At 65.8% G+C, this 17,567-nt stretch carries 17 protein-coding genes; 9 read left to right on the top strand and 8 right to left on the bottom strand.

The annotated features are described in order from the left end of the window. Positions 1-143 precede the first annotated feature (143 nt). The 3 genes from CS1BSM3_RS23180 to bcsS form a co-directional block, all read right to left on the bottom strand. Positions 144-1,421 (bottom strand): hypothetical protein, encoded by a 1,278-nt coding sequence (locus CS1BSM3_RS23180; protein ID WP_143149323.1) that lies wholly within the window; start codon positions 1,419-1,421, stop codon positions 144-146. A gap of 136 nt (positions 1,422-1,557) precedes the next feature. Next, positions 1,558-1,863, bottom strand: a complete 306-nt coding sequence (locus tag CS1BSM3_RS23185; protein ID WP_174263761.1) for an FtsB family cell division protein — start codon at positions 1,861-1,863, stop codon at positions 1,558-1,560. A gap of 143 nt (positions 1,864-2,006) precedes the next feature. Next, positions 2,007-2,774 carry a cellulose biosynthesis protein BcsS gene (gene bcsS, locus CS1BSM3_RS23190; protein WP_072391536.1) on the bottom strand — a complete coding sequence of 256 codons (768 nt, stop codon included), beginning with the start codon at positions 2,772-2,774 and terminating at the stop codon, positions 2,007-2,009. A gap of 266 nt (positions 2,775-3,040) precedes the next feature. Here bcsS and trmB point away from each other — a divergent pair, with 266 nt between their 5' ends. Continuing rightward, entirely contained in the window at positions 3,041-3,745 is a 705-nt protein-coding gene (gene trmB / locus CS1BSM3_RS23195) for a tRNA (guanosine(46)-N7)-methyltransferase TrmB (RefSeq protein WP_072391539.1), read from the top strand. Positions 3,746-4,125: 380 nt separating this feature from the next. On the opposite strand, the gene CS1BSM3_RS23200 is transcribed toward trmB, so the two are convergent. Further along, entirely contained in the window at positions 4,126-5,661 is a 1,536-nt protein-coding gene (locus tag CS1BSM3_RS23200) for a leucyl aminopeptidase (RefSeq protein WP_072391541.1), read from the bottom strand. Positions 5,662-5,924: 263 nt separating this feature from the next. Between CS1BSM3_RS23200 and recQ the strand changes: the two genes are divergently transcribed. Next, positions 5,925-7,814, top strand: coding sequence for a DNA helicase RecQ (gene recQ / locus CS1BSM3_RS23205; protein WP_083528834.1), 1,890 nt, complete (start codon positions 5,925-5,927; stop codon positions 7,812-7,814). 107 nt (positions 7,815-7,921) lie between these two features. Further along, positions 7,922-8,515, top strand: coding sequence for a DedA family protein (locus tag CS1BSM3_RS23210; protein ID WP_072391544.1), 594 nt, complete (start codon positions 7,922-7,924; stop codon positions 8,513-8,515). An 89-nt stretch (positions 8,516-8,604) separates the two neighbouring features. Here the strand turns inward: CS1BSM3_RS23210 and CS1BSM3_RS23215 are convergent, their stop codons facing one another. From CS1BSM3_RS23215 to CS1BSM3_RS23230, 4 genes are all read right to left on the bottom strand, one after another. Continuing rightward, positions 8,605-9,918 carry a TRAP transporter large permease gene (locus CS1BSM3_RS23215; RefSeq protein ID WP_072391547.1) on the bottom strand — a complete coding sequence of 438 codons (1,314 nt, stop codon included), beginning with the start codon at positions 9,916-9,918 and terminating at the stop codon, positions 8,605-8,607. Continuing rightward, positions 9,915-10,466, bottom strand: a complete 552-nt coding sequence (locus CS1BSM3_RS23220) for a TRAP transporter small permease subunit (protein ID WP_072391550.1) — start codon at positions 10,464-10,466, stop codon at positions 9,915-9,917. The genes CS1BSM3_RS23215 and CS1BSM3_RS23220 overlap by 4 nt, the downstream gene beginning before the upstream one ends. A gap of 86 nt (positions 10,467-10,552) precedes the next feature. Then, positions 10,553-11,653: a TRAP transporter substrate-binding protein DctP gene (gene dctP / locus CS1BSM3_RS23225; RefSeq protein ID WP_072391553.1), complete on the bottom strand. Its 1,101-nt coding sequence runs from the start codon at positions 11,651-11,653 to the stop codon at positions 10,553-10,555. A 248-nt stretch (positions 11,654-11,901) separates the two neighbouring features. Then, on the bottom strand, positions 11,902-12,978 hold the full coding sequence (locus tag CS1BSM3_RS23230; protein ID WP_072391556.1) for an ROK family protein: 1,077 nt from the start codon (positions 12,976-12,978) through the stop codon (positions 11,902-11,904). A gap of 256 nt (positions 12,979-13,234) precedes the next feature. Here CS1BSM3_RS23230 and trpS point away from each other — a divergent pair, with 256 nt between their 5' ends. The 6 genes from trpS to rimI all read left to right on the top strand — a co-directional run bounded on the left by trpS (position 13,235) and on the right by rimI (position 17,560). Then, complete coding sequence (trpS, locus tag CS1BSM3_RS23235) at positions 13,235-14,278, top strand: tryptophan--tRNA ligase (RefSeq protein ID WP_072391559.1); 1,044 nt, start codon at positions 13,235-13,237, stop codon at positions 14,276-14,278. A 71-nt stretch (positions 14,279-14,349) separates the two neighbouring features. After that, on the top strand, positions 14,350-14,853 hold the full coding sequence (locus tag CS1BSM3_RS23240; protein ID WP_072391562.1) for a universal stress protein: 504 nt from the start codon (positions 14,350-14,352) through the stop codon (positions 14,851-14,853). A gap of 196 nt (positions 14,854-15,049) precedes the next feature. Then, positions 15,050-15,607: a NifU family protein gene (locus tag CS1BSM3_RS23245; protein WP_072391565.1), complete on the top strand. Its 558-nt coding sequence runs from the start codon at positions 15,050-15,052 to the stop codon at positions 15,605-15,607. A 178-nt stretch (positions 15,608-15,785) separates the two neighbouring features. Next, positions 15,786-16,379 carry a malonic semialdehyde reductase gene (locus CS1BSM3_RS23250; protein ID WP_072391567.1) on the top strand — a complete coding sequence of 198 codons (594 nt, stop codon included), beginning with the start codon at positions 15,786-15,788 and terminating at the stop codon, positions 16,377-16,379. A gap of 9 nt (positions 16,380-16,388) precedes the next feature. After that, positions 16,389-17,084 carry a tRNA (adenosine(37)-N6)-threonylcarbamoyltransferase complex dimerization subunit type 1 TsaB gene (tsaB, locus tag CS1BSM3_RS23255; RefSeq protein WP_072391570.1) on the top strand — a complete coding sequence of 232 codons (696 nt, stop codon included), beginning with the start codon at positions 16,389-16,391 and terminating at the stop codon, positions 17,082-17,084. Further along, positions 17,081-17,560, top strand: coding sequence for a ribosomal protein S18-alanine N-acetyltransferase (rimI, locus tag CS1BSM3_RS23260; protein WP_072391574.1), 480 nt, complete (start codon positions 17,081-17,083; stop codon positions 17,558-17,560). Before tsaB ends, rimI begins: the two co-directional genes overlap by 4 nt. Positions 17,561-17,567 lie beyond the last annotated feature (7 nt).

Here is a 17,567-nt window from a genome sequence, read left to right on the forward strand (position 1 = left end):
AGCCCTCTCCCCGCAAGAGCGGGGAGAGGGGATGCGGGGGCGCGCTTGCAGCCCGCTCCAAGTTCATAAAAGACGGGGGTTCCGGGGGGTGTCCCCCGGTCGGGGTGTGGGGCTGAAGCCCCACTCGCGCCGCAGGCGCGACCTCAACCGCTCGCCGACCCGAGGCAGGCCTTCGGGCAGCGCGGCGCGCGGCCGAGCAGGTGGCCGAGCGCGCGACCGTTTGCCGACGAGCAGATGTGGCGCAGGAAGGCCTGATCGTCGACCGCATAGCGCGGCACCTTGCAGGACTTCTCGATGGTGCGCTCGGCATCCGACCAGAGTGTCGTGACGAGATGCTTGACGTCCGGCCGGTGCAGGCCGGCCCAGGTGCGCGGATCTTCCTTCTCGGCGAGCGCGACGTACGCCATGAGGAAGCTCATCATGGCCGACATGCCGTCGCGGTGACCGAGATAGCTGTCGCGCGGCGCCATGGTCTGGGTCTGGATGGCCGTATTCAAGTCATGGATGTACGAGTTGAACTCGTCGACGAGATACGTGAAGTCATCCGCCGATGACGCGCCGCCCGGCAGCAGATAGGTCCGCACGAAATCGTCGGACTGCTTGAACTGCCCCGCGATGCGGCCCGGCTTGGCGAACTTCTCCAGGGCCGGAATGCGAGCGATCTGGCCGCCGTCGATGAGCGGAAATGCATCGAGCTGCTCGGTGAGCATGTGCACGGCCTCGTGCACGGCGGTGGTCAGCCCACGCTGGCGCTCGTCACAGAGGATCCAAGTGGTGAACATCCGCTTGTCGTCGAGCCGCTCGTAAATGCGATAGCCGGACGCCGAATAGCGCTTGAGCTGCTCGAGGGCTTCCTCGCGGCAGTGCGCATTACGTGCCTGGCCGCCGGCAATGCCGCCCTCTCCGTTCTCAGCGCGCCAAGTGCCGCTGTCAGTGCTCGTCACGACCATCGGGATCACGACATTGCGCGGACCGGGGCGCGTCGGCGCTGCGTCCGCAGGTGTCGAGCTGACGGGAACGAGGTTGGCGTCTTCCGGCGCGGGCGCGCCCTGTTCGATGGTCACCGAGGCGACCTGCTGGCGAACCTCGGGCTCTGCCGGATGCGGCGCGACGCTCGCGAGGATCGACGGCGGCGGCGTTGCGAGGCTCGGCGGCTCGACGAGCTGGGCGACGCGGCGCTTGATTTCTGCAGGCGTATAAGGGCCGAGCGCCGGATGCGCGCGAATGCGCCGCGCGGACTCGGCAAAACGGTCCGTACGTGTCGGCGTCGCAGCGGCAACGGCGGTCGCGCTTTCGCGCGCCCCGAGCTTGGAGGGGCGATCCTGGACGCCCTCCAGGGCCGTATCCTTGCAGCCGGCCGCGAGCGCTGCGGCGAGCAGCGTTGCGCACACCGACACCGGCACGATCATACGCCTGAACATTGATGATCCCCCGTGTGCGATACGGAAGTGTTGTATGTCTGTTGGTCCACCGCATGGCCGAAAGGCGGCGATCCGGCGGCAGCTTCCCTATTCCGGCAGCAGTCACGAGACGCCGCCGGCCCCTCAGCAACGTCCCTCAACGGCGGACACCGGACCGCTCGATCAGGATACGGTCCGTGCGCGCGGCAAAGCCGAGATGGCGACGTGCCAGCTCGTCGACGTAGTCGAGATCGATGCCTGGTCCCTCGAGCAGCGCGAGCTCGCGCTCCAAAGCGGAGCGCACGGTCTCGAGCGCTCCGATCTCCCGCTCCAGCATCGTGGAGCGCTCGATCAGACGCGATTTTGTCTCGAGACCGTGCCTGCCTTTGATCGTGTGATAGCCGAAGTAGAGCGTCAGCCCACCGCAGAGAAGCAACACCGACACCTGCCGCTTGCTGACCATCAAGGCCACCATACTTATCGATACCAACGTGGCCCGGATCGACGCGAAACCGGATCGCGGCCACGGAGGATCACTCTAGGGGGACAGCGTTAAGTTGAGGTAAAGCGCTGGCCCAATCCGCGGCGATCGAGAAGACGGGGCAATCAGAAGCGGAGGAGCGCGTTGAGCGTGGCGTAGAAGTCCGTCGCCTCGCGGTTATCCAGGATGCCCCCCGAGAGCGAGACCTCGCCCGAGGCCCATTCGTACCGCGCGAAACCGCCGTAGCGGACGAGATCGTCCCGCCCCGGCTCGAATTCGCGCGCGGCCGACCAGTATCCGACCTCCGGTCCGGCCGAGATTTCGGGCGTGAGGCGGTAGCCGAGGCGCCCACGCGCCGTGATCGCATCGAGGCGGCTGGTCCAGCCCGCGTCGAGCTGGCCGAAAAAACTCGGCGTGAAATTGTACCAGCTCTCGACGAGCACCCGTGCGGCCGTGAATGAGCCGGGCGAGCCCTCGTCGTAGCCATCGATCAGGCGCCGCTCGTTGGCGTATGCGGCGCCGGCAAAGACTTTCAGCGTCAACGGGCCGAGGCCGGCCTGATAGCCGAGCAGGAGGTCGGCGAAGGAGCCCGTGCGCTTGCGTTGCACGCTTTGCTCGCCGAGCCCCGGGATCCAGATCGTCTGGCGACGCGCGTATTCCCAGTACCCGGCTCCCGCGCGCAAACGCCAGCCGTCCTCGCGAATGCTCTTCGGGACATCGGACAGCCAGGCCGCCAGGGCAACCGTGGTGTTCGTGTAGGCCGACCAGACATGGCCGCCGATCTCGCCGCCGCCGGCGACCTCGACGGTCGGAGGATCTTCGGCGCGCGCCGGCATCACGGCGAAGGCCGCGGCCGCCAGACAGCAGCCAGCCCACAGCAACGCACGCGGCATCAACGCTGCCGCACCCTCTCGGAGCCCACGCAGCACCACACACGCCCCCGCCGCCATTGCGGCACGCGTTCCGCGCGACCACGCCACATCAATTTTGCAGAACGCCGTTTACCAAATTGAAATAGGAATACAGTCCGCGTCAATCGAAAAATGGTGGACACGGACAAATTGGCTCGTAGCTGCCCGTAGCAATTGCGTAATTCGGCCACTGACCACTCGGCCGCAAGCGCGCGCACGCGCGCCCGAATTCATGCTATGGCGCGCCGATGATCGACGATGAAGCTGCACCCCATGACCTCGAACTGCGCTCGTTCGGCCGCCGGCGCGGACGCAAGCTGAGCGCACGGCAGGAACGCCTGCTGGCCGAGCTCGCGCCGCGCGTGCGGCCGGATCTCGCGCATCCGGCCCCCGCCGATGTGGCGACGCTATTCGGCGCCCCCGTGCAGCAGGTCTGGCTGGAGATCGGCTTTGGCGGGGCCGAGCATCTGGCCTGGCAGGCGCGCCATCACCCGCACGTCGGCATCATCGGCTGCGAGCCCTTCGAGGAAGGCGTGGTCAAGGCCCTCACGCTGATCGAGGACGAGAAGCTCGCGAATATCCTCGTCCATGCTGATGACGTACGGCCGCTCCTGCGTTGGTTGCCGGCTGGATCGCTCGATCGCGCGTTCGTGCTCTTTCCCGATCCCTGGCCGAAGGCGCGTCACCGCAAGCGCCGCCTCGTCGGGACGCCGCTGCTGGATCAGCTCGCGCGCGCCATGAAGCCCGGCGGGGAGCTACGCCTCGGGACGGACATCGGCGACTACGCGCGCACGATGCTGGCAGCTCTCATGCGCCATCCGCAGTTCCGTTGGACGGCCACGCGCGCCGCCGATTGGCGCTATCGCCCGGAGGACTGGCCGCAGACGCGCTATGAAGCCAAGGCACTCCGCGAAGGCCGTCGCTGCACGTATTTGCGCTTCGTGCGCGTTTGAGACGCGTGGGACGTCGCGCTTTCAGCGCGAACAGGGCTGCCGCACTGAAGCCCGCATCGTGCCGAAGGCGCATGTCTCCGACACGACGGACACCCCCGCCCCCGTCCTTTATTGATTTGGAGCTAGCCGCGAGCGCGCCATCATCCCCTCTCCCCGCTCTTGCGGGGAGAGGGTTAGGGTGAGGGGCGGCGGCAAACGCCAACGTCAACGAGCGGGCCGCCCCTCACCCCGACCCTCTCCCCATTGAAGACAATGGGGAGAGGGGGAAGAGCGGTGCCACACGCGAGCGCTGCCCGCATGGCCCCCGCGGGCATGGCACCACGACAGAAGGCGTGAGCACCCCTGCCCGGCAGCCCGCGGCAAACAAAAAGACAGCGCCGCTACTTCTCCGCCTTCTCGTAGTTGTCGGCGATCATGCGGTCGAGGAGACGCACGCCCCAGCCCGAAGCCCAACCCTGGTTGAGCTCGTCCTTCACGGAATCCATCGCCGTGCCGGCGATATCGAGATGCGCCCAGGGCGTGTCCTTGACGAAGCGCTGGATGAACTGCGCGGCGGTGATCGCGCCGCCGAGCCGCCCGCCGATGTTCTTCATGTCGGCGTTCTTGCTGTCGAGGAGCTTGTCGTAGGCCTTGCCGAGCGGCATCCGCCAGACCTTCTCGCCGGTCGCAAGACCTGCCTCGGCAATTTCGGCGGCGAGCTTGTCGTCATTCGAGAAGAGGCCGGCGTGCTCCTTGCCGAGCGCGACCATAATGGCGCCGGTGAGCGTCGCGAGATCGACCATGAGACGCGGCTTGAAGCGCTCCTGCGCGTACCACACGACATCCGCGAGCACGAGGCGGCCTTCGGCGTCGGTGTTCAACACCTCGATGGTCTGGCCCGACATGGACTTCACGATATCGCCCGGCCGCTGGGCCGCGCCCGACACCATGTTCTCGACGAGACCGATAATGCCGATGGCATTCACGGCAGCCTTGCGCGCGGCAAGCGCCCGCATGAGCCCGACGACGCAGGCCGCGCCGCCCATATCGCCCTTCATGTCCTCCATGCCCGCCGCCGGCTTCATGGAAAGACCGCCACTGTCGAAGACCACGCCCTTGCCGATGATGCACACCGGCTTCGTGCGCTTGGACTTGGCGCCGGCCCATTGCATGACGACGACGCGCGCTGGCCGCGTGCTGCCCTGGGCGACGCCGAGCAGCGCGCCCATGCCGAGCTTCTCGAGCGCATCCGGATCCAGCACCTCGACCTCGACGCCGAGCGATGACAGCTCCTGCGCGCGATCAGCGAACTCGACGGGGCCGAGCGCATTGGCCGGCTCGTTGACGAGATCGCGCGCGGCAAACACGCCGTCTGCCACGGCGAGCTTGTCGGCGAAGGCCTTCTCAGCGCCGCGCGGATCCTTGCAGTGGATGTAGAGGAGGCTCGGCTTGTCCTCGGGCTCAGGCTCGCCATTGTTGTTCTCGCGCGCCGGCCGTGTGCGGTACTTGCGGAAGTTGTAGCTCCTGAGCAGCGCGCCATAGGCAAGCAGCGCCGCGAGCTCGTCGGCTGAAGGCGCGCCTTTGTCCGGCGCTTCCGCGATGAGGCTCGCCGTCGGCGTCTTGCGCGCGTGGATCGCGGCATAGGCCGTGGCACCGGCGCGCATCCAGTCGAGCTCGCCAGCCCCCTCGGTTTGGGCCGTGCCCACGAGATGCAAGCGGCTCATCTCCAGCCGCTCGGGCGAGAGGATCTCGATGCTGCTCTTTGCTTTGCCCTTGAAATCCGCAGCCTTGGCCGCGCGCACCACCGCCCCCTGTGATTTCTGATCCAGGGCCTTCAGCGCCGGCGGCAAATGCAGATCCTGCCCGACGAGGGCGGCGACGACAGCGCTCGCCGGCGCATCGAGGGCGACAAAGCGGATCTCGGGACGTTGGGACATCGAGGGAACTCTCCTGATCGCGAGCGGCCGGGCCGGGCAAATGACTGCTATAGGAGGCTCGCGCCGTTCTCCGCAAGTTTAACGGGCCGGAGGCGCCCCCCGCATGCATGGCGCGCGGGCCCGCACTGGAGAGCCGCAGGGCGCATTTGGGCAACCCTTGGCCGCCAATCCACGTCCCATGCCGGGGCTGGCGTTGGCAGGGGGCCAGAATCGCCCTCATGGTGCCTGTAGCGCCAACTTCACGACGCCGCCGGACCCCGCTCATGCCCATATTCGCCCTCCAGTCGCCGCCAGCACCCTCATGGGATGCTGACGAGGCCTTCGGACGGGCCCAGGCCATCCTCGAGACGACCTTCGGCTATCGCGCCTTTCGCTCGCACCAGGAGAGCGCGATTCGCGCCCTGCTCGAGGGCCGCGATGCCTTCGTGCTCATGCCGACCGGCGGCGGAAAGTCGCTCTGCTACCAGATCCCGGCGCTCGTGCGGCCAGGCCTCGGCGTCGTCGTCTCGCCGCTCATCGCGCTCATGCAGGACCAGGTCGACGCGCTGAAGTCGCTCGGCGTGAACGCGGCCTTCCTCAATTCCTCGCTTTCCTGGCCCGAGCAGATCGAGATCGAGAAGGCTGCGCGCGCCGGCGTGCTCGACCTCCTTTACGTCGCCCCCGAGCGCCTCGTGCAGCCGCGCCTGCTGGAACTGCTCTCGTCGACCGAGATCGCGCTCTTCGCCATCGACGAAGCGCATTGCGTCTCGCAGTGGGGCCACGACTTCCGCCCCGAGTATCGCCAGCTCCGCATTCTGGCCGAGCGTTTTCCCGGCGTGCCGCGCATCGCGCTCACCGCGACGGCCGACGAGAAGACGCGCGCCGAGATCGTGCGCGAGCTCGCCCTGGAAAAATCCGAGAAGCTCGTCGCGAGCTTCGATCGCCCGAACATCCGCTACCGCATTGCCGAGACGGGCAGCATGGGGGCGCGCGAGCGGCTCTGGCGCTTCATTGCCGAGGAGCACGCGGGCGATGCCGGCATCGTCTACTGCCTGAGCCGCAAGCAGGTCGAGGAAACGGCGGACTGGCTGACCTCCAAGGGCCGCACCGCGCTCGCCTATCACGCAGGGCTGGCACCGGAAGTGCGCCGCGCCGTGCAGCAGCGCTTTCTCGCCGAGGATGGCCTGGTCGTCGTCGCGACGATCGCCTTCGGCATGGGCATCGACAAACCGGACGTGCGCTTCGTCGCGCATCTGAGCCTGCCGAAGTCCATCGAGGCCTACTATCAGGAGACGGGACGCGCCGGGCGCGACGGTGAGCCGGCCGATGCCTGGATGGCCTACGGCCTCGGCGATATCATCACCCAGCGCCAATGGATCGCGCAGTCCGAGGCCGGCGAGCAGCACAAGGCCGTGCAGCGCATCAAGCTCGATGCGCTGATCGCGCTCGCCGAAGCCGCGAGCTGCCGCCGTCAGCTTCTGCTCGCCTACTTCAGCGAGCAGCGTGCCGAGCCCTGCGGAAACTGTGACAACTGCCTCGAGCCGCCGGACTGCATGGACGGCACCGTGCTCGCGCAGAAGGCGCTCTCGGCGGTCTACCGCACGGACCAGCGCTTCGGCGTCGGCTATCTCGTCGATGTGCTGACGGGCAAAGTGGACGAGCGCATCGTGCGCAATCACCACGACAAGCTTTCCGTCTTCGGCATCGGCCGCGATGTGGAGGCCACCCAGTGGCGGAGCGTCATTCGCCAGCTCGTGGCGGCCGGCCATCTCGTCGCCGACGACGAGGGCCACGGCACGCTGGCCCTCGGCGAGAGCGCACGCACCGTGCTCCGTGGCGAAGCGCCTTTCATGGTGCGCAAGCAATCCGCCAGCTCGCGGTCGCGCGGCGAGGGACGCAAGCGGGCTTCGCGCCGCAATGCCGTCGTGCCCGGCCTCCAGGAGCACGAGGTGGAGCTTTACCGGTCACTACGAGAGGTGCGGGGGCAGCTTGCCCGCGAGGCGAACGTACCGCCGTACATCGTCTGCCACGACCGCTCGCTGCTCGACATGGTGCGCCTCAAGCCCCGCACGCGCGACGAGCTCAAGCTCGTGCACGGCATGGGCGACGCCCGCGTCACGCGCTATGGGGCGGCATTTCTGGCCGCGGTCGGCGGCACCGGCGAGGGCCGCTAACTGTGTCCTAGACGGCACACGATCTCCTATTGGCACCAGCCCGCAGCGATGCTAGCCGACACCTGGGTCGTCAGACGTCGAGCGACGGCCGTCATTCATGGTGTCCAATGGTGCTCTTTCCGACCGACCTCGCCTCGTTCCTCGAGCTGATCCGCCAGAACGGCGATGCCATCTACACGCTGATGTTTGCCTACGCGACCTCGCACAGTCTGCTGCTGGCGATGTTCGCGGGATATGTCGCGCATTCGGGCGCGCTCAATCTCGTGACGCTGATCGTCGTCTGCTGGATCGGCAGCTTCGCCGGAGACGTGGTCCGCTTCTGGGTGGGACGGCGATACGGAACACGCTGGCTCGGCTCCTTTCCGAAGCTGGAGCGCGCCATCCAGACCGCCGCGCAACTGGCGGCCCGGCATCATATGTGGATGATCCTCGTCCACCGCTACCCGAACGGCATTCGTGGTGTCGCCGGCTTCGCCTATGGCGTGTCGCCGCTTCCCTGGCCGAGCTTCCTCGTCATGAATTTCATCGCGGCCGGCATCTGGTCCGTCGCGGTCGTCTCCGCGGGCTATGCCTTCGGTCAGGTCTCGGAGAAATTCATGAGCCAAGCGTCGTCCGGCCTCGGCGCGGTCATGCTGGTCGCTTTCCTCGGGCTTTCCTGGGTTCTAAGCCGGCGCCTCGAACGCGCTCTCGAGCGCACCTGAGAAGACAGCAAGGCTGCACCTTGCCTGGGAAAGCACGAAAGCCGCCCGAGAGGCGGCTTTCGCTGTCTGGGAAGCAGCTTCGCTGTGCCCTATCGAAGCATCTTGTAGGGGAGCCAGGTGATGAGCTCCGGGAAGATCATCATCAGGACCAGCGCCAGGAATTGCAGGGCGATAAAGGGTATGACCGCCTTGTAGATGTCGAGCATCGACACCCCCTTCGGCGCCACACTGCGCATGTAGAAGAGGTTGAAGCCGAAGGGCGGCGTGAGGAAGGCCATCTCCATGTTCACGACGAACAGGACGCCGAACCACACGGGATCGAAGCCCAACTGCACGATGATCGGGAAGAAGAGCGGCACTGTCAGCAGCATGATGCCGATCGGATCCAGGAAGCAGCCCATGATGATCCAGATGATCTGCATTCCAAGGATGGTGCCCCACTTCCCGCCGGGGACATAGGAGAGTGCATCCCTGACGAGCTGGTCCGCGCCGACGGCGGCATAGAGTGCCGTGAACATGGACGCCGCGAACACGATCCACATGACCATGGAGGTCAGGCGCAAGGTGATGAGCGAGGATTCCTTGAGCGCCGTCCACGTCAGCTTGCCATAGGCAAGCGCACACAGGATCGACCCCGCGGCACCAATGCCGGCCGCTTCGCTCGGTGTCGCGACACCGCCGACGATGGAGCCGAGCACCAGCGCCACCAGCATGATGGGCAGGATCACCGCCTTGAGCGCGGCAATCTTCTCCGGCCAGGTCGCACGCTCCGCGACAGGCAGAGCAGGCCCCATCTCCGGCCAGATTGCGCAGGCAACGAGGATGTAGACGATGAAGAGCACGACGATCACGAGACCGGCCGTGATGCCGCCGAGGAAGAGCATGCCGACCGAGACGTTGGCATAGAGCCCAAGGACGATCATCAGAACGCTTGGCGGGATCAGCACGCCAAGCGCACCGCCGCCGGCGATACATCCGATACTGAGCCCCTTGCTGTACCTCGCGGCAAGCATGGACGGCAACGCGACGAGCCCCATGGTCACGGTCGCCGCACCACTCACACCGACGAGCGCGGCGAAGATCGTGCAGACGAGGATGGTGCCGACGGCGAGGCCACCGTTGATGCCGCCGAACCACTTCTTCATCATGTCGTAGAGATCGGTTGCGAGACCGGATCTCTCCAGCATGCTGCCCATGAAGATGAACATCGGGATCGCAAGCAGCACGAAGCTCGTTGCCGTGCTGAAGGTCTTGATGCCGAGCGCGTAGAGCGCCTCGGGTCCCCAGAGGAAGTAGGTCCCGATGATGGCCGCGCTGCCCAGCGAGAAGACAAGCGGTAGGCCGGCCGCCATGAGCAGCAGAAACGATCCGAAGAGGAGGATCGTGATGACTTCAATGCTCATTGACGGACCTCCTGCGCATCGAGGACCACATCCTCCGGCAATAGTGGCGAGTTGGTGAGAGCGAGGTGCAGATCGCGTGCGATGCGCGCGATGGCTTGAAGAAGGAGCAGTCCTGCACCGATCGGCAGCGACACCATCACGGGAAAGAGCGGCGGGCTCCAATCCGACGAAGCACGCTGCCCCGTCTCGAGCGCCTCCTTGGCCATGATGAATGTCTGCTCGAAAAGAACCCAGCAGAACAGGAGCATGAAGAACGCGGTGCCGACATCGATGATGGCCCTACCGCGCATGGAGAACCGCGAGTAAATGATGTCCATGGAGACGTGGTCGCGATGGAGCAGCGTGTAGCCACCTCCCAGCATGACGTAGGCCGCGAAGATGAAACTGATCATCTCGTTGCCCCATGTCGTGGGCGCCTTCATCACGTAGCGCAGGAAGACCTCGTAGCAGACCAGAGCGATCAGCCCGAGCAGGGAGATGGCAGCGACGTAGCCGACCAAGCCGTTCAGCCTGTCGATCAAGCGCACGACTGCGCGTACCAAGTTCATGGGGAACCTCAAATGGCTCGCAGCACCAAACGGCCCCGGAACCGCACGAAGGCGGGCCCGGAGCCGTTGCTGATCAGAACAGGTAGCTAGATATTCGAGGGACGCTTGCGGAACATGTCGCGCGTTTCGAAGATGATTTTCAGCACCTTCTGCGTCGGCTCGTCCTTGGTCTGCATCTTCTCGAGGGCCTCGTAGGCGGCCTTCTCGTAGTACTGGACGTCCGCCGGCGGCAGCGAGTTGAACTTCACACCGGCGTCCTTCATGATCTGGACGCACTTGGCGCTCTCGGCCGTGGAGGTCGTCGCACGCTCGACGGCGTAGATGCGCGTGACGATGTTCATGACCTCCTGGAGGTCCTTCGGCAGGCGGTTGTACGCCCGCTGGTTCATGAACATGTCTTCCATGTCGAACGCGATCGTGGACGGGCCGAGATAGAACTTCGCCGGCTCGTGGATCTTGTACTGGAAGAAGCCTGCCGGCGAACCCCAGTTCGACGCGTCGATGACGCCGGTCGAGAGCGCGGTGTACTGCTCCTCGCCCGGAATCGTCACGATGCTCGCACCCTTGGTCTTGAAGACCTCGGCGCCGAGACCGAAGCTGCGGATCTTGATGCCCTTGAAGTCATCGAGCGTCTTGAGCTCCTGGCGGGACATCGTCGCGCCCCACTCGTCCGAGTACACGGGGCCGAGGAAGTGCGTGCCGTGCTTCGCGAAGGCCTCGCGGACGACGTCCAGAAGACCCGTCTCGTTCCAGAGATAGTCGTAATGGTCGAGCGTCTTGAAGGCGCCGGGAATGCCCCACGTCCAGAGCGTGAAGGGGATCTTGCCGCGCCAGTAAGGCTGCGCGCCGTAGCCGATCTCGACCACGCCCTTGCCGACGGCATCGAGCATTTCGAAGGTGGGCACGAGGGCGCCGGGCGGGAATGCCTGAATCTGAATTCGGCCGTTCGACAATTCGCTGACGCGCTTGATGTAGCGCGGAATGAGCGTCTCCCACTCGACCGTGCCCGGGCCGAGGAAGGACTGCATGCGGAAGCGGAATTCGGCCTTCTGCGCGTGAGCTTTGGTCGGTAGGCTGGCGATGGCTGCCAGTGAGGCACCTGCCAGGCCCGCCCTCACCACATCACGGCGGCGTATCTTGGCTCCGCCGACAGATCCTACGACGCGATCGTCAATGTCTTTTGACACGGTTCTCTCCCTGGGGGTCCAATTGGCTCTCGAGCTCGTTCAATGGCCCGCCGGCAGTGCGCCACTGCCGCCCCTCCCTTTGCTAATAACTCGTAGAATGATTTTCCGTCGGCATCAATGCTGTAAGCGCACGAAGACTGCCGTCCATCCCAGCGCGCATGCCTGGCCGCGCGGACGGCACAGGAATAGCTCTGCACGTAGAGCGGGAGCCATAAAATTGGCCCGGCAGCAAGGACCTGGCACGTCGCTCAGCGGCCTTTGTCCTTGGCGAGCGTGCGCGCGGAGTAGCGCGCATTGCCGAGCCCGGTGCCGATGGTCAGGATGCCCCAATGCTTGCGCTTCTGCGCCCGCGGCAGGTGGCTCAGCCCCTGCACCACGGCGTCGTTGTGCATCACGATCATGGTCTCGTGATCGCCGATCTTCGGAATGCTCTCCGTGACCGCCGTCGGGAAGTTGAAGCGGCTGCTTTCCCAATTGCCGGGCAGGTTCTGCGCGCCGCGCGCAATGCTGCCGTCAGGCTCGATCACGCCGGGGCATCCGATGCCCACGACGGGCGCGAGCGAAAGCTTCTCCTTCCGCGCGCTCTTGATGAGCGATTGCAGCAGGTCCGTCAGGTGCTCGATGGTCTCCGTTCGCGAGACCTTCTCGTCGGCATGGCGCCACAGGTGGGATTCAGCAACGCGCGCCGCGGAGAGATCCTTGGCCTTTCCGAGGCGCAGCTCGACAATGCCGGCGCGGATGTTTGTCCCGCCGATGTCGACAGCGAGGATGCCGTCATGACCTTCGAGCATCCACGCAGGCAGCAGGTGCGCCGCGCCGATCAATCCGGCTTCATCCGGATCATGCTCGATGAGCTCGAGGTCCACATCCAGATCGTCGGCCTTGAGAAGCGTACCGGCGCGTCCGATTGCCAGCTCCCCGATCCGGCTCGCGCGGAACCCGCCGCCGAAGACGATACACTCCGTCCCGGCCCAGGCCTTGTTCTTGAGAAATCGGCGGAGCACTTTGGCGAGTGCCTGCGCGTAGTCCTCGATGGCGCTCAGGATGATGCCGGCAGCTTCGACCGATCCGCTCGCGAGCAACTGATCGAGCTGCTTCTTGCTGATGTCGGCCGTCTTGGTATCGCCGAGCGGGTCCTCGCCCGAGACTGATTTATGGTGCTTGCGCCAATCGTCGAGCGCCTCGCGAAAGGCATCCCGTCGCGCCTTGTCGCCGATGAAGCCATCGGCATCCTCGAGCTCCAGGTTGTAGCTGTCGACCGTGACGCTCGGGAGCGTGGCGGCGCCGTGGGTCGGAAGCGTCAGGCGTTCGGCGTTCTCGGCCATTCGAAGATCTCGGCTGCTCTGGGGGATCGGGGGTGCGCGGAACGAGCCGCACTCTGCTGGTGGTGAACGGCCGGGCGCACGGTCAGGTTCCCCGCCTCACCGCCGGAAAGCCCGACGTCTGAGAATGCGACGCGAGCCGCGCTGGACCCATTGGCGCGCCCGGGCGGACGGTAACCATCCCTCAGTCTCGAACGCCCACTTGCCCCCGCCACCCTGGCGCGCGATAACCTGCGCGCCTTCATTAGGAAACTGAACAATGATCGAGCTCAAACCGCGCGTCTTCTCCGGCATGCAGCCCACAGGCAGCCTGCACCTCGGCAATTATCTGGGTGCGCTCATCAACTGGGTGGCCATGCAGAAGACGCACGAGTGCATCTACTGCGTCGTGGACCTGCACGCGATCACCGCCGAATGGCTCGAGCCCGAGGAGCTGCGCCAGTCGATCCGCCGCGCCGCCGCGGCCTACATCGCCTGCGGCATCGACCCCAAGTCCAGCATCCTCTTCAACCAGAGCCAGGTGACCGAGCACGCCGAGCTCGCATGGATCTTCAATTGCGTCGCCCGCCTCGGCTGGCTCAATCGCATGACGCAGTTCAAGGAGAAGGCCGGCAAGGACCGTGAGAACGCCTCGGTCGGCCTCTACGCCTATCCGAACCTCATGGCGGCGGACATTCTCGTCTACCGCGGCACGCACGTGCCCGTCGGCGAGGACCAGAAGCAGCACCTCGAGCTCGCCCGCGACATCGCCCAGAAGTTCAACAACGACTGGCGTGAAGCGATCGTCGCCAAAGGCTACGCGGACGGCATGTTCTTTCCGCAGCCCGAGCCGATCATCCTCGGGCCTGCGACACGCGTCATGAGCCTTCGCGACGGCACGAAGAAGATGTCGAAGTCGGACCCTTCCGATCTCTCCCGCATCAACCTGACGGACGATGCCGAGGCCATCGCGCGGAAGATCCAGAGGGCGAAGACGGACCCAGATGCGCTGCCCTCCGAGCCCAAAGGCCTCGAAGGCCGTCCCGAGGCCGACAATCTGACGGGCATCTATGCCGCGCTCGCCGGCACGACGCAGGAAGCTGTCCTGAAGGAGTTCGGGGGCGGACAGTTCTCGACCTTCAAAAAGGCGCTCGCCGATGTGGCCGTGGCTAAGCTCGCGCCGATCACGTCCGAGATGACCCGCCTCTCCGCCGATCCGGCCGAGATCGACCGCATTCTGGCCGATGGCGCCCGTCGCGCCCGGGCAATTGCCCATCCGATCCTGAATGAGGTCAAAGACATCGTCGGCTTTGTCCGTTCGTGATAGGATCGGTCGAAGTAAGTTGATGCCGGGCGCGCAAACTTCGCGCGCCCGCAAACACGACAGGTCACGCCATGGCCAAGCAGAGACGGGTCTTCGAGCAAGGGCACCACAGGAAATTCCTGGTGGTCGTCGACGAGTCGTCGGAGGTCGAGTCGGCGCTCTTCTACGCGGCGCTGCGCATCTCGCATACGAGCGGGCGCCTCCTGCTCCTCTATGTCATCGAGCCGCAGGAATATCAGCACTGGGCCGGCATCCGTCAGGTGCAGCTCGAGGAAGAAACCAACAAGGCCAAGGCGCTTTTCCGCCTTATGCGGCGCAAGCTCAACAACGCCGGTTTCGAGGCGCTGGAGCATGAGGAGGTCATCCTCGAGGGCAACAAATCCGAGCAGATCGTGAAGCTCATCGAGGACGATGAAGACGTCGCGATCCTCGTCCTCGGCGCCTCCACGGATCCCAAGGGACCGGGGCCGCTCGTCTCGTCCATCGGCTCGGGGCAGATGGCGGGCAATTTCAACGTGCCGATCACCATCGTGCCCGGCAATCTCGGCCTCGAAGACCTGAAAGCCTTCGCCTGAGCCGGTCCGCACGCGGCCGGGCGCTTTTGCCGCCCTTCCGGCGTTGATTGGCAGACCTGCTGCGCCTAAATGGTTAGGCAGCAAGTCGGGTTTGACGCCGCCCGCCCCCTAGACTAGAAAGATTCCAAGTTTTTGGGCCGCCCGGCGGCCCCGCCGCGGCGCCATCTCAGGCGGCCGCGCAACGCAAGAGGACAACATGTTCATCCAGACAGAGCCGACCCCCAATCCGGCCACCCTCAAGTTCATCCCCGGCAAGTCGGTGCTGCCCGACGGCACAGCGGATTACCGCGACATGGACGAGGCATCGGCCTCCCCGCTCGCCCAGCGCCTGTTCGCCATCGACGGCGTGCGCGGCGTGTTCCTCGGCTCGGACTTCATCTCCGTGACTAAGGGCGACGGCGAGTGGCAGCACCTCAAGCCCGCAATCCTCGGCGCGATCATGGAGCACTACATGTCCGGCGCGCCGGTCATGGAGGGTGGCGAGGACGGCGAGGCTCTTCCCGGCGGCGACTACGACCCCGCCGACGAGGAGACGGTCAAAGCCATCAAGGAGCTGCTGGATACGCGCGTGCGCCCGGCTGTGGCCAATGACGGCGGCGATATCACGTTCCATGGCTTCCGCGAGGGCATCGTCTACCTGCACATGCGCGGCGCCTGCGCGGGCTGCCCGAGCTCGACGGCGACGCTGCGCGGCGGCATCGAGCGCCTGCTGCAGCATTTCCTGCCTGAAGTTCAGGAAGTCCGGCCGGTCTGACCGACGGATCCCAGAAATGAAGAAGCCCCGCCGTTGCGGGGCTTTTTTGTTTATAAGCCTCGCAGAAATTAGCGGTGCACTTTTCGCGCGCGACACCGCATGATGCGCCGGATCGGCGCGTCGTGCCTTCATAGGCTGCCGCCACTCTCATGTGCCTAGGAAACTGCAGGAGACCCTTATGGCCTCGACCATTGATGCTGCGGCGCTCGACCAGCTCTTCCGCTCCGCACGCACGCATAACAAATTCCTCGACAAGGAAGTGCCGGACAGCCTGCTCAAGCAGGTGGTGGAACTCGCCCAGCTCGGCCCCACCAGCGCCAACAGCCAGCCCGCACGCTACGTCTTCGTGAAATCCGCGGAGGCCAAGGCGCTTCTCAAGCCGCACCTCTCGGAAGGCAACCGCGACAAGACCATTGCCGCGCCCGTGACAGCGATCGTGGCGCACGATCTCGAGTTCTACGAGAACCTGCCGCGCACCTTCCCACACAACCAAGCGGCGAAGAGCTGGTTCACCGGCAATGCCGCCTTCACCGAAGCCACCGCCTTCCGAAATGGCTCGCTGCAGGGTGCCTATTTCATTCTCGCGGCACGCGCCCTCGGCCTCGATACCGGCCCCATGTCCGGCTACAATCAGGCCGGCGTCGACGCGGCGTTCTTCCCCGACGGGAAGCTCAAATCCAACTTCCTGATCAATATCGGCTACGGCGATCCCTCGGCGCTGCTGGGCCGGCTCCCGCGCCTGGCGTTCGACGAGGTGGCCAAGATCATCTAGGGTGGCCATATGGCCATTCTAGCATTCGACACCTGCCTCGGTGCCGTGTCCGTTGCGCTCCGCTATCGCGCGGCAAACGGGGATTGGCTCATCCGTGAAGCCTATGAGGCGCGCCAGACCGGTCACGCCGAGCGGCTCATGCCGATGATTGCGGAGGTCATGGCGTCCGCCGGCCGGGATTTCACGCAGGTCGAGCGCTTCGCGGTGACCGTCGGCCCCGGCACCTTTACCGGCGTGCGGGTTGGCGTGGCGGCAGCGCGGGCCTTTGCGCTGTCGGCTGGTCGACCGGTCGTCGGCATCCCGAGCCTCGAAGTCATCGCCGCCCGCGCGCGCCACGTGCTCGGCCCTTCTGCGGCAACGCGCGCGCTGCTGGTCGCCACGGACGCCCGGCGGGGCGCGCTCTATTGCGCGCTCCATGGGGCCCCGAACAGCCCAGGCGCCCCCGCCCTCCTCACGGCCGAAGCGGCTGCCGCACTTGCATTGGAGCACGACGCCCTCGTCATCGGCTCTGGCGGCCCCCTCGCCGCTGAAGCCGCTGCGGCGGCCGGGCGAACCATCACGACCGAGCTGCCAGCCATCGAGCCACACGCGCGCTTTCTCGCCATGCTCGCCGCCGACCGCCTACCTTCCGCCACGGTAAGCCCGCTTTATCTGCGCGCACCCGACGTGAAGCCACAGCCTGAGCCCGTTGCGAGACGTCCATGAGTAGCCCGACGAGCCCTCCGATCAGCCTGCTCTGGGCTTCGCCCGAGGATTCGAAGGCCATCGCGGCGCTTCATGCCAAGCTCTTCCCGACAGCCTGGGACAGCGATGCAATTCAGGCTCTGATCGAGCATCCGGCATCGCTCGCGTTGATCGCTGCGCGGCCCGGACGCGAGATCGTCGGCTTCATCATTGCCCAGATTGCTGCCGACGAGGCCGAGATCCTCACCGTCGGCGTCGCTCCCGAGAGCCAGCGTCATGGCGTCGGGCGCCAGCTCGTCGACGGTGTCGCCCGCGCCGCCGCGCGCTCGGATGCGCGCCGGCTGTTCCTCGATGTGGCTGCCGGCAATGCCCCCGCACGCGCGCTCTATACGGCCTGCGGTTTTGCGGAGATCGGGCAACGCAAAGCCTACTACACGCTCCCCGGAGGGGCCCGCGACGACGCCCTCCAGCTCGCCCGCGATCTCAAGCCGGCATGAGATTTTC

This window comes from Hyphomicrobium sp. CS1BSMeth3 (assembly GCF_900117415.1).
Classification (GTDB): Bacteria; Pseudomonadota; Alphaproteobacteria; order Rhizobiales; family Hyphomicrobiaceae.

What these genes read in the sequence shown, in the direction of transcription:
- trpS (WP_072391559.1), top strand. Translation starts at nt 13,235, where the DNA reads ATGATCGAGCTCAAACCGCGCGTCTTCTCCGGCATGCAGCCCACAGGC.
- CS1BSM3_RS23215 (WP_072391547.1), bottom strand. Translation starts at nt 9,918, where the DNA reads ATGAGCATTGAAGTCATCACGATCCTCCTCTTCGGATCGTTTCTGCTG.
- CS1BSM3_RS23200 (WP_072391541.1), bottom strand. Translation starts at nt 5,661, where the DNA reads ATGTCCCAACGTCCCGAGATCCGCTTTGTCGCCCTCGATGCGCCGGCG.
- CS1BSM3_RS23250 (WP_072391567.1), top strand. Translation starts at nt 15,786, where the DNA reads ATGGCCTCGACCATTGATGCTGCGGCGCTCGACCAGCTCTTCCGCTCC.
- CS1BSM3_RS23245 (WP_072391565.1), top strand. Translation starts at nt 15,050, where the DNA reads ATGTTCATCCAGACAGAGCCGACCCCCAATCCGGCCACCCTCAAGTTC.
- CS1BSM3_RS23220 (WP_072391550.1), bottom strand. Translation starts at nt 10,466, where the DNA reads ATGAACTTGGTACGCGCAGTCGTGCGCTTGATCGACAGGCTGAACGGC.
- rimI (WP_072391574.1), top strand. Translation starts at nt 17,081, where the DNA reads ATGAGTAGCCCGACGAGCCCTCCGATCAGCCTGCTCTGGGCTTCGCCC.
- CS1BSM3_RS23230 (WP_072391556.1), bottom strand. Translation starts at nt 12,978, where the DNA reads ATGGCCGAGAACGCCGAACGCCTGACGCTTCCGACCCACGGCGCCGCC.
- recQ (WP_083528834.1), top strand. Translation starts at nt 5,925, where the DNA reads ATGCCCATATTCGCCCTCCAGTCGCCGCCAGCACCCTCATGGGATGCT.
- CS1BSM3_RS23180 (WP_143149323.1), bottom strand. Translation starts at nt 1,421, where the DNA reads ATGTTCAGGCGTATGATCGTGCCGGTGTCGGTGTGCGCAACGCTGCTC.
- CS1BSM3_RS23185 (WP_174263761.1), bottom strand. Translation starts at nt 1,863, where the DNA reads ATGGTCAGCAAGCGGCAGGTGTCGGTGTTGCTTCTCTGCGGTGGGCTG.
- CS1BSM3_RS23210 (WP_072391544.1), top strand. Translation starts at nt 7,922, where the DNA reads ATGGTGCTCTTTCCGACCGACCTCGCCTCGTTCCTCGAGCTGATCCGC.
- CS1BSM3_RS23240 (WP_072391562.1), top strand. Translation starts at nt 14,350, where the DNA reads ATGGCCAAGCAGAGACGGGTCTTCGAGCAAGGGCACCACAGGAAATTC.
- bcsS (WP_072391536.1), bottom strand. Translation starts at nt 2,774, where the DNA reads ATGCCGCGTGCGTTGCTGTGGGCTGGCTGCTGTCTGGCGGCCGCGGCC.
- tsaB (WP_072391570.1), top strand. Translation starts at nt 16,389, where the DNA reads ATGGCCATTCTAGCATTCGACACCTGCCTCGGTGCCGTGTCCGTTGCG.
- trmB (WP_072391539.1), top strand. Translation starts at nt 3,041, where the DNA reads ATGATCGACGATGAAGCTGCACCCCATGACCTCGAACTGCGCTCGTTC.